Here is a 10,647-nt window from a genome sequence, read left to right as displayed (position 1 = left end):
GTTAAACTAACAAGAGATGTTCCCAGGAAAAAAATACCAATTAAACCTAATATAATTTTTTTCAAAATAAATAATTCCTTTCTTATGTAAAATATTAATCTACAATTTATAGAATAGTAGATAGAAAAATTATAGTATGAAATTAAACAAATAGCAATAAATAATATTTTTTTTTGATAAGTAATTCGAACTAAAATCTGTGAGAATAGGAAGTTTAAAGCTGTCGTGGTATGTTTTGTTGAAAGAAAGTATATTAAATAATCTAGAAAAAAGAGGGGGATGCTCAAAAAAATGGAATTTATTTAAAGATATAGATATTAACTGTTTATTATAGGATGTCTATCTGTTTGTTATTCTTTTAACTAAGTAAAGGTAGTTTGAAAATGAAAAAAATCAAGTTATTAGGAACACTAGGGTTGGGATTACTATTTATCGGACTAGCATCAACTTGCTCATGCAGAGGATGAGTATTACGGAGAACGTGGTTATCCTACAAAGCAATATGGTTATACAGATGAATATGCTATCGCTTTAGAATTACCGCTACTAGGAATACCGACATTTTTCCCGGATGCTACAAATGATCCAACTTTACAATTTGGAGTATTCAAAATTACAGATCTTGAAAAAATGAATTATTTTGAAGCAGAAGCAGATATGAACAGTATAGACATGTTGCAGTACGCAAAAAATCTAAAGGAAGCGCAGATATTCGGAAAAGTAAGTGATCTAAGACCTTTAGGTAATACCAAAAATCTTGAGCACCTATCTTATAGTGGGCCAGCTACTTCGTTAGATTTTATTAAAAACTTAAAAAAATTAGAATCTGTATTTATTGACGCGACTAGCTATGATAATCATCATTCAGAGAACAATGATGATTATAAAGCAATTACAGATATCTCCATTTTTGACGAGTTAGAAAATGTAAAAGATATTTCTGTAAGCAGTAATGACAGACCGTTTCTGACTGTCAGTTTGAAAAAAGAAATGACAAAATATGTACTAGTGAATCCATTTATTCTCTCAAAACAATTTAAAAATGCAGCTTTGGAGATTACATCTACTACTCCAGGATTTACGTTTGAAAATGATATCCTAACTTGGGATAATTTATCACCTGAAACAAAAGAGTTGGAAATTTCATGGAAGATCAAAGGCTCATCCAACAAATTTAAATTTGCAGGGGAAAGTAAGATTCCTCTTTATTGGAAATAATAAGCATAGGAAAATTAGGGTAGAAGCTTGAAGTACATTCAAGTATTTTATCCATTTGACTGTAAGTGTAAAAAAATATAAAACAAACAGGCTCACTTGAACTAAGGAGCCTGTTTGTTGTAAGTATTATTATGTTTGTTGAAACTGACTATTATATAAAGAAGCATATAACGAAGGTTTCGCCAATAACTCTTGGTGATTCCCTTTTTCTACAATATCGCCATCTTTCATCACTAAAATCAAATCAGCATTTTCAATCGTAGATAAACGGTGTGCAATCACAAAACTTGTTCGATTGTTTGTCACTTCATCCATCGCTTTTTGAATATGAGCTTCTGTTCTGGTATCAACACTAGATGTTGCTTCATCCAAAATAACTACAGGAGGATTGGCCAAAATAATTCTGGCAATCGTCAATAATTGTTGCTGACCTTGTGACAATGAGCCGTTTTCACTGGAAATGATCGAATCATAGCCATTTGGCAATGTCCGAATAAAGTGATCACATTGGGCGATTTTAGCAGCTTCGATGACTTCTTCCCGTGTTGCGTCCATTCTTCCGTACGCGATGTTTTCCGCAATCGTTCCTTCAAATAGCCACGTATTTTGTAAAACCATCCCGAACATTGCACGTAGATTTGTTCTTGAAAGATCTGTGATATCTACGCCATCAAAGGTGATACGACCTCCATTTAATTCATAAAAACGCATGAGTAAGTTTACTAACGTTGTTTTACCTGCACCAGTTGGTCCGACGATCGCTACCATTTGTTTCGGTTTAACCGTGAAATCAACTTGCTTCATCAACATTTTTTCTTCTGTATAACCAAACTGAACGTTATCAAAAGCAATGGCGCCAGTTGGTTGATCGATGATTTGTAAGTTTGCTTTTTCTGGCACATCATCTTCAGCATCTAAAATCTCAAAGATCCGATCCACAGCTGCCAAGGCTGCTTGAATCGAGTTGATGACATAAGAAGCTGTAGAAATCGGTTCAGAAATTTGATTGATATATTGTAGATACGCTTGTAGTAAACCGATTGTGATACCGCCTTGTAAGACTAAGAATGCACCAATGATCGCACTGACGATAAAAGCCAATTGATTGATTAAACGAATCGCTGGATAAATCGCAAAGTTCATAAATTGCGCACTTAGAAATGCTTTGTAATGTTTTTGGTTCGTTTCTGAAATGACGTCTTTGGCATGATCTTGTTGATTAAATGTTTTCGTCACTAAATTCCCAGATAAAAATTCTTCTGTTTTATTATTTAAAATCCCAAGTTCAGCCTGACTTGCTTCGGCTAGTTTTTTGTTTTTGTTGGCAATTTTACCAGTTAAGTATGAGCTTCCTGCAATCAGGACAACGACGATCAATGTCAGTTTTACGTCAATGTAGAATAACATGATCCCGGCAAAGACGATCGTTGAGATCGATGTGAAGAATTGATTGATCCCAGTTAAGAAAACTTGTGATAGCTGATTTAAACTGGTTGTTGTTCGGCTTAAGATATCCCCTACTTGATGTTGATCGAAAAAGGCCATTGGTAATGATTTGAACTTTTTCGTAACTTCTTTTCTGACTCTTAATGTGATACGTTCGCTTAGGGAAGCCATCACACGTTCTTGTGTGTAAGACATTAAACTACTGATGACTGAAAATACGATCAGGATCAAAACGGGTGTCAATAAAGCTTCTTGCACCATTGGGAACGTGATATGACCGACTCCGTGGGTTTTGATCAGGGTAAGCAAATCATCAATAGCGATACCCATGATGAAAGGCATAGCAATGACTAAGGCATTCCCAATCAAACTACATAGAATCAAACCGAAAAATATCGGGCGTTCAGGTCGAATTAATTGAAAGAATCGTTTTAATGTTTGTTTATTTAATTTTTCCATCAGACTAGCGCTCCTTCCTTGATAATCCCTTGTGAGCGTGCAAACTCTTGGTAGGTTTTATTATTTTGTAATAGTTGGCTGTGTGTTCCTTGACCAACGATTTTTCCTTCATCTAGGACAATAATATTGTCTGCTTGTTGGATCGTGCTTAATCTTTGGGCAACGATCAGCAACGTTTTATCTGCCATTTCTTCTTTTAACGCGAGTCTTAACGCGGCATCTGTTTGATAATCAAGCGCTGAAAAGCTATCGTCAAAGATATAAATATCCGCAGGTTTGATCAACGCTCGAGCGATACATAAACGTTGTCTTTGACCACCTGAGAAGTTCGTTCCGCCTTGAGCTACGAATGAATCATAGCCATCTTCTAACGTAGCAAGATAAGAAGCAAGTTGAGAAATTTCAGCCGCTCGATCCATATCTTCTTTAGTGGCTTCTGGATAGCCCATCAATAAGTTGCTCTTGATGGTTCCGCTAAATAGAAAAGCTTTTTGAGGAACGTAGCTGATCTTAGAACGTAGCTCTTCTTGTGTGACATTTCTAATATCCACACCATCGAATAAAATCGCGCCTTCAGAGACATCGCTAAGTCGTAATAATAATTTTGCTACCGTACTTTTACCAGAACCAGTCCCGCCAACGATGGCAGTTGTTTTGCCTTTTGGAATACTGAAATGAATATCCTCTAAAACGGGTTCATCTGCTTGATCATAACTAAATGTTACATGGTTTAAATCAATCAAGGCATCTTGTGATCCAGTTTCTTCAAGTAAAACAGGTTGGTCCGTATCTAAAATTTGATCTTGTGTATTCAAAATCTCTTCGATTCTTTTTACTGAAGCGAGTGATCTTGGTAGCATAACTAAAACCATTGCTGCAATCATCAAGTACGCAAGCGTTAGTAAAGAATATTCAACGACTGCTGAAACAGTACCGATTTGCAAAGTACCAACAGCAACTAAATTTCCGCCAAACCATAGAATAGAAGAGAAAACCACACCCATCAACAAGAAGGCAACAGGAGTAATAAAAGCAAAAATACTATTTACTCGGATCATGCCATTTGCGTAATCAGAAAATGTTTTATTTGTTCGTTCTTCTTCATAATCTTGATTGTTAAAAGCTCGAATCATATTGATTCCTGTGAAAAATTCTCGTAAGGTTACAATGATTTTGTCCATTTTAGGTTGGATCAATAAGGAAAGTGGTGTTCCTTTTTTCATTAAGATATAAACGATCAACCCAAAAGTGGCAATTGCGATCAGTGGTACTAAAGCTAATGTCGCTGAATAAGTGAATGTCATATAAAGCGAGAATATGGCAATGATCGGTGCTGGTAAAATCAGTTGTAGAAACAACACGATCATTTGTTGAATATTATCAACATCATTTGTCATTCTTGTGAGCAATGAACCTGTTCCAAAATTATCTGCATCTTTAATAGAAAATGTTTGTAGTTTGTCGAAAAACATCTCCCGTGTTTCCAAACCAAATTTAGCGGCTACTTTAGCGGAAAGATAACTTCCAGCAATTGCTGAAAGCGCACCAAATAAAGCCATGGCGAGCATTTTAAGCCCAATTGTTTTGATGGATTGTTCGTCGCCGCTTGCAATCCCCACATCGATTAATTGTGCTACTAGTAACGGCACACCAAGTGTCCCGATAATTTGTAAACATAAACAAATGACTGTAGCAAAAATAAGTGTCCTATTCTTTTTAATGAAAAACTGAATGATTTTCATGTAAATTCCTCCTTTTCAAGACTCAAAGGGAATTCTACACCTTCAAGTCACTTGAAGGTCAACGATTTTTGTTTATAATTAGAATAAGAGGTGATTTTTATGGAAAAAGAGAAATTATTGACAGTAGGACAAGTCGCTGAAATCACGAATTTGCCAAAGTCGAAAATCCGTTATTGGGATGATATGAATCTACTGACCTCATCTAGAAACCAGCACAATGGTTATCGAATGTTTGACATGGAAGATATCTTAACAATCAGTGATATCGATTTTTATCGAAGGTTGGATATTCCCATTAATAAAATGACGAATCTTTATCGAAAATCACCAGAAGAATTATGGGCAATACTAGATGAGACTGAAAAACGAGTTGCCGCAGAATTAGCTGAACTAGAGAAAAAGAAACAAGGGATCAAACACAGAAAAGACCAATTATTAAGTTTGATCGAGTTGAAAGAAAAAGAATTTCTTGACGAACCATTGGATATAGAACGAATCATCCCAATTGATTTAAAAGATCCGAATGAATTACATGCATACATTGATAATCCTTCTAGCTTAGTGGTGTATATTGATTCTAAAAATGAAAAAGAAATCACCTATGGCTTTGCCGTGACAACAAAAGAATTTGTAGAAGAAGTGACGATTTGGCAACAACCTGAGCAACAAAACAAATCATATAAGCAATTCCTATTAACAATCAAATCAGATGATCCTTTAGAAAATAATTTCCAATCAATAAAAGGAAAATTGGAGCAACAAGGCTATCAAACTGGAACAATGGTAGGACGATATATTATGACTGCAGAGGAACAAGACGGATTTTATAGAGATTATTACAAGGCTTGGGTCGAAGTGAGTAAATAATGTTGGGCATAAAAATCGTAATATTGATAGGAAGGTGCTATGATTTATCCAATTACAAAAGGATGATCAGCAATGGAAAAATTACAAACAATTCAAGAAGTAGTAACCTTTATAAATGAAAATCATCTTGCTTTTTTGTATGTCTCGCAAGAAGACTGTTCAGTGTGCCATGCCCTCAGACCAAAATTGATGGAGCTGTTAAAAAAATACCCTAAAATTGAACTAAGAGAAGTTGAAGCAGATCAGGTCAAAGCTATTTCAGCAGAATATTTGATTTTTTCAGCACCGACATTGCTTTTTTTCGTTGATGGAAAAGAGTATCTTCGTGAAGGAAAGTTTGTTCAGTTTCAAAAATTAGCCGACGCAATCGCGCAAATTTATTCATTTGAATCAAATAAAGTATAGTTTAAAATCAGTAAATTCAGGGGCTTTGGTAATGTGTAAGGGTGTTTGTTGTCAAAATGTAAGCGTACTATTGACAAAGAAAATAAGTCGTTGTATACTTTGGTCAACGGATCGTTACTGGTTAAGCAGGCGTGACCTTTCACATTACTTTTTTTGGTGATGTTTGATATGGTCAGGTCTTTTTTCGTTTTTCAAGTCAAGAACAGGAGATAATTTCAATGAAAATACTGAAAGTTTTTAATAATAATGTTTCTTTGGTTTTAAATGATGACAACATCGAAGAAATCATTATGGGCAAAGGCGTTGGCTTTAACAAGCGTGAAGGTGACGTGATCGATTCAGCCCTGATTGAAAAAAGGTTTGTTCTTGAAGGTAATAATTCCGTTAACAATTTAGATAATCTGCTTGCACGAATCGATATTGAAGATATTGAACTGGCCAGTGATATTATTCAATTAGGGGAAGCAGAATTAGAACAGTCCATTGATGATTCCATTTTGCTGACATTGTCCGATCATATCGGTTTTGTTTTAAATCGAGCTGCAGAAGGATTACAAATGCGCTCACCACTGGAATGGGACATCAAACAGATTTATACGAAAGAATATGCATTTGCGTTGAAAGCCGTTCAAATGATGCGGGAGAAAACAGGGATTGCTATTCCAGATCAAGAAGCAGCTTTTATAACCCTTCATTTTGTCAATGCCTATAATTCTACTAGCAATATGAACGAAACGATGCTGACAACCAAAATCATTCAAAGCATTATTGACATTATTAAATACCATTATGGCAAAGAATATGATGAGACATCTTATGATTTTACTCGTTTCATTACCCATATTCGTTACTTTGTCAAAAGACAGTTGGATAAAGAAATTTCATCAAATGAGGATTCATCTTTGATTAATCTGATCGCTGTCAAATATGAACAAGATTATCAGTGTGCAGTCAAGATCAAAACATTTTTGGAACAACAATATGATTGGGTGATTTCCAATGATGAATTGATGTACTTAACACTTCACTTAAATCGCTTATCAAGCAATCAATAGGATCGTTACTGGTGAAGCAGGCGTGACCTAAGAAAAACACTTATTGTATAAGTGTTTCTTAGGTCACTTTTTTTATAAAAAAATGAATCGAAGAGAGGAACTACCATCATGCGTTATGAAGAAGAGAGTAAAAAAATCATCGAACTTGTCGGCGGCAAGTCGAACATCAATAGTTTAGTTCACTGTGCGACACGTTTAAGATTCAGTTTGAAGAATACAAAGAAAGCGGACAAAGAAGCTTTAGAAAAACTATCGTATGTAATGTCAGTAGTCAACAGTGGCGGACAATATCAAGTAGTAATCGGCAGTAAAGTACCAGATTATTATGCGGCGATTCAATCACTCGCTGATTTAAACGAAGATGCCCCTAAGACTGAGAAAAAACTAAGTTTTAATTATGTATTCGAAGTGATTTCTGGCGCTTTTTCACCATTGATTCCAGCAATGGCAGGTTCTGGAATGATCAAAGCTGTATTAACGATTTTAGTTGAAATGAACTTGTTGGCGGACACTAGTTCAACTTACATGGTACTAAGTGCAGCAAGTAATGCGATCTTTTACTTCTTACCTGTTTTCTTAGGAATAACGTTGACGAAAAAAATCGGTGGCAATATGTATGTTGGTGGCGTGATCGGTGCAGCTTTACTTGAACCATCGTTTACTGGCATGATCGGTCAGGAAAAGCTAGATTTTTTAGGAATCAATTTAAACGTTGTCGATTATGCAACAACCATTTTTCCGATATTTGTAGCAATTTTTATCTACTCATTCGTGGATAAAATCTTACGCAAAATCATTTTTAGAGACCTTCAATTATTTGCAGTGCCAATGTTTAGTTTAATGATCATGGTTCCATTAACGGCGTTGCTTTTCGGTCCATTTGGAACAGTGATTGGGGATGCGTTGTCACAAGGCGTGATGTGGTTGATTGGTAAAAGTGCGTTGCTTTCAGGAATCGTATTAGGTGGCGGAATGCCATTTATGGTTATGTTTGGCTTGCATTGGGGCTTTTCACCAATTACGCTTGAAAACTTGACCGTTATGGGTGGTGACCCGATTGAAGGAATGGCTGTTGCGGCTGTTTTTGCTCAAATCGGGATCGCAATTGGTTTTTATTTGAAATCTAAAAAGCATTCAAAAATGAAAGCTTTAGCTGGACCGTTAGCGTTGACTGGTTTATTTGCGGGAGTAACTGAACCGATTGTTTATGGACTGATTTTAAGATACAAACGTTTATTGCCTATCATAGCGATTTCTGGTGCCATTGGTGGTGCAATTTGTGGCGTGACAGGTGTTACGATGAATGCTTATGTATTCCATAATATTTTCTCTATCCCAGTTTATACACCAAAAATCGGTTATTTCATCGGAGTGGGTGCCGCTTTGATCGCAGGTGCAGTATTGACGTATTTCTTCGGTGTCAAAGAAGATGAAATGACAGATTTCTTACCTGAAACAGATCAAGGGGAAGATGATTTTCAAGAAGAACCGGTGAGCGAACAAGTAATGAATGAAACAACAGTTTATGCACCGCTTGAAGGAACAGTGATTCCTTTGAAAGAAGTAGATGATGATGTTTTCTCTAGTGAAATTGCTGGAAAAGGGGTTGCCATTATCCCGACTAATAATAAAGTAGTTGCGCCATTTGATGGAACTGTCGTAGCGATTTTCCCATCAAAACATGCGATTGGGTTAAAATCAAACGGGGGCAGTGAATTATTGATCCATATCGGAATCAATACTGTCAATTTAAATGGTGAACATTTTGAAACAAAAGTTGAAATGGGTGATACGATTACGCGTGGGCAAACCTTATTAGTTTTTGATCGTGAAAAGATCGAACAAGAAGGCTATGCAATGACATCGCCAGTTATTTTGACAGATGCACCAAGTATGGAAACGATGGACATTGTCAATACTACTGAGTCAGTAACACCAGAAACCAAACTATTTGTTGTAGGCTCAAGCAAGGAGGAAACGGAGAAATGAGAAACGATTTTTTATGGGGTGGCGCAGTAGCTGCTCATCAAGTTGAAGGTGGGTTTAATCAAGGCGGCAAAGGCATAAGCATTGCTGATGTAATGACCTCTGGTTCAAAAGATCATGCGCGAGAAATTACAGATGGTATTATAGATGGAAAATTCTATCCCAACCATGAAGCAATCGATTTCTATGGCCATTACAAGGAAGATGTTCAGTTATTTGCTGAAATGGGCTTTAAATGTCTAAGAACGAGTATTGCCTGGACCAGAATTTTTCCAAATGGAAATGAACAAGAACCGAATGAAGCTGGACTAGCGTTTTATGATGATTTATTTGATGAATTATTAAAATATGGTATTGAGCCAGTGATTACTTTGTCTCACTTTGAAATGCCGTATCATTTGGTTAAAAACTACGGGGGCTGGCGTAGTCGTGAACTGATCGGCTTTTTTACGAAATTTGCTGTAACCGTGATGGAGCGCTATAAAAATAAAGTGAAATATTGGATGACCTTTAATGAAATCAATAATCAACGCATCTTGGAAAATCCAATTTATTCATTTACTAACTCAGGTATTTTGTATCAAGAAGCTGAAGATAAATTAAAAACGATGTACCAAGCAGCGCATTATCAATTTGTAGCAGGTGCGATCACAGTTGCTGAAGGGAAAAAAATCAATCCTGATTTCCAAATCGGCTGTATGCTGGCAGCAACTCCAAATTATCCACTGACAAGTGATCCAAATGATATTATCGCTGCCCAACAAGAAGATGAAAAGCAGTTATTTTTCACGGATGTTCAAGTTAGAGGGAATTATCCACGTTGGACGATCAAAGAGTGGGAAAGAAATGGTTATGAACTGGATATTACGGATGAAGATTTACAAAAACTAAAAGCTGGAACAGTAGATTATATTGGTATCAGCTACTATTTAAGCAATACGATTTCAACACGACCAGAAGCAATTCGTTTAGAAGATGACTTGCTTGGAGACAGCTCTCTTGTTGAAAATCCTTATGTCAGTATGACGGAATGGGGCTGGTCGATTGATCCGGCTGGATTACGTCATTATCTAAATCTTTTAAGTAATCGTTATGAGCGCCCCATCTTTATTGTAGAAAATGGTTTTGGCTATGCAGACGAGCTAGTTGAAGACAAGATTCATGATATAGAAAGAATCGATTTTCTTAGCCAGCATATCCAAGAAATGAAAAAAGCTATCGAATTAGACGGTGTAGATGTTTTAGGCTACACGGTTTGGGGCTGTATCGATCCGATTTCATTTACCACCGGAGAAATGCGCAAACGTTATGGTTTTATTTATGTAGATCGTGACAATCAAGGGAATGGTTCATTAAAACGAATCAAAAAAGATTCGTTTGAGTGGTATAAACACTTGATCCAAACAAACGGAGCAGAAGTATAATTCATAGTTCTCTCACTGTATTTTAGTAAAATAAATACAGTGAGA

Annotated in this window: 8 protein-coding genes; 6 read left to right on the top strand and 2 right to left on the bottom strand. The window is 36.1% G+C overall.

Features of this window, described 5'->3' with window-relative positions:
* Positions 1-630 precede the first annotated feature (630 nt).
* Positions 631-1,218: a hypothetical protein gene (locus JZO69_RS05970; RefSeq protein WP_207111978.1), complete on the top strand. Its 588-nt coding sequence runs from the start codon at positions 631-633 to the stop codon at positions 1,216-1,218.
* Between the two features lie 129 nt (positions 1,219-1,347).
* Here the strand turns inward: JZO69_RS05970 and JZO69_RS05965 are convergent, their stop codons facing one another.
* Both JZO69_RS05965 and JZO69_RS05960 read right to left on the bottom strand, forming a co-directional pair.
* Positions 1,348-3,123: an ABC transporter ATP-binding protein gene (locus JZO69_RS05965; protein ID WP_207111977.1), complete on the bottom strand. Its 1,776-nt coding sequence runs from the start codon at positions 3,121-3,123 to the stop codon at positions 1,348-1,350.
* Entirely contained in the window at positions 3,123-4,865 is a 1,743-nt protein-coding gene (locus JZO69_RS05960) for an ABC transporter ATP-binding protein (protein ID WP_207111976.1), read from the bottom strand. The genes JZO69_RS05965 and JZO69_RS05960 overlap by 1 nt, the downstream gene beginning before the upstream one ends.
* Before the next feature lie 99 nt (positions 4,866-4,964).
* Here JZO69_RS05960 and JZO69_RS05955 point away from each other — a divergent pair, with 99 nt between their 5' ends.
* The 5 genes from JZO69_RS05955 to JZO69_RS05935 all read left to right on the top strand — a co-directional run bounded on the left by JZO69_RS05955 (position 4,965) and on the right by JZO69_RS05935 (position 10,602).
* The gene (locus JZO69_RS05955; RefSeq protein WP_207111975.1) at positions 4,965-5,732 is read left to right on the top strand and encodes a MerR family transcriptional regulator; all 768 of its coding nucleotides are present in this window, start codon (positions 4,965-4,967) and stop codon (positions 5,730-5,732) included.
* Positions 5,733-5,804: 72 nt separating this feature from the next.
* Entirely contained in the window at positions 5,805-6,137 is a 333-nt protein-coding gene (locus JZO69_RS05950; RefSeq protein WP_207111974.1) for a thioredoxin family protein, read from the top strand.
* Positions 6,138-6,355: 218 nt separating this feature from the next.
* Complete coding sequence (licT, locus tag JZO69_RS05945; protein ID WP_207111973.1) at positions 6,356-7,192, top strand: BglG family transcription antiterminator LicT; 837 nt, start codon at positions 6,356-6,358, stop codon at positions 7,190-7,192.
* Between the two features lie 108 nt (positions 7,193-7,300).
* A complete protein-coding gene (locus tag JZO69_RS05940; RefSeq protein WP_207111972.1) occupies positions 7,301-9,181 on the top strand; it encodes a beta-glucoside-specific PTS transporter subunit IIABC in 1,881 nt (626 codons plus the stop codon).
* Entirely contained in the window at positions 9,178-10,602 is a 1,425-nt protein-coding gene (locus tag JZO69_RS05935; protein WP_207111971.1) for a 6-phospho-beta-glucosidase, read from the top strand. The genes JZO69_RS05940 and JZO69_RS05935 overlap by 4 nt, the downstream gene beginning before the upstream one ends.
* The last annotated feature ends 45 nt before the right edge of the window (positions 10,603-10,647 follow it).

The organism is Candidatus Enterococcus ikei (assembly GCF_017316105.1).
Taxonomy (GTDB): domain Bacteria; phylum Bacillota; class Bacilli; order Lactobacillales; family Enterococcaceae; genus Enterococcus_L; species Enterococcus_L ikei.
This window is presented reverse-complemented; position numbering and strand designations above follow the sequence as displayed.

Excerpts from the sequence above, each read along its gene's own strand:
- JZO69_RS05970 (WP_207111978.1), top strand. The coding sequence starts at position 631 with ATGAATTATTTTGAAGCAGAAGCAGATATGAACAGTATAGACATGTTG.
- JZO69_RS05965 (WP_207111977.1), bottom strand. The coding sequence starts at position 3,123 with ATGGAAAAATTAAATAAACAAACATTAAAACGATTCTTTCAATTAATT.
- JZO69_RS05960 (WP_207111976.1), bottom strand. The coding sequence starts at position 4,865 with ATGAAAATCATTCAGTTTTTCATTAAAAAGAATAGGACACTTATTTTT.
- JZO69_RS05955 (WP_207111975.1), top strand. The coding sequence starts at position 4,965 with ATGGAAAAAGAGAAATTATTGACAGTAGGACAAGTCGCTGAAATCACG.
- JZO69_RS05950 (WP_207111974.1), top strand. The coding sequence starts at position 5,805 with ATGGAAAAATTACAAACAATTCAAGAAGTAGTAACCTTTATAAATGAA.
- licT (WP_207111973.1), top strand. The coding sequence starts at position 6,356 with ATGAAAATACTGAAAGTTTTTAATAATAATGTTTCTTTGGTTTTAAAT.
- JZO69_RS05940 (WP_207111972.1), top strand. The coding sequence starts at position 7,301 with ATGCGTTATGAAGAAGAGAGTAAAAAAATCATCGAACTTGTCGGCGGC.
- JZO69_RS05935 (WP_207111971.1), top strand. The coding sequence starts at position 9,178 with ATGAGAAACGATTTTTTATGGGGTGGCGCAGTAGCTGCTCATCAAGTT.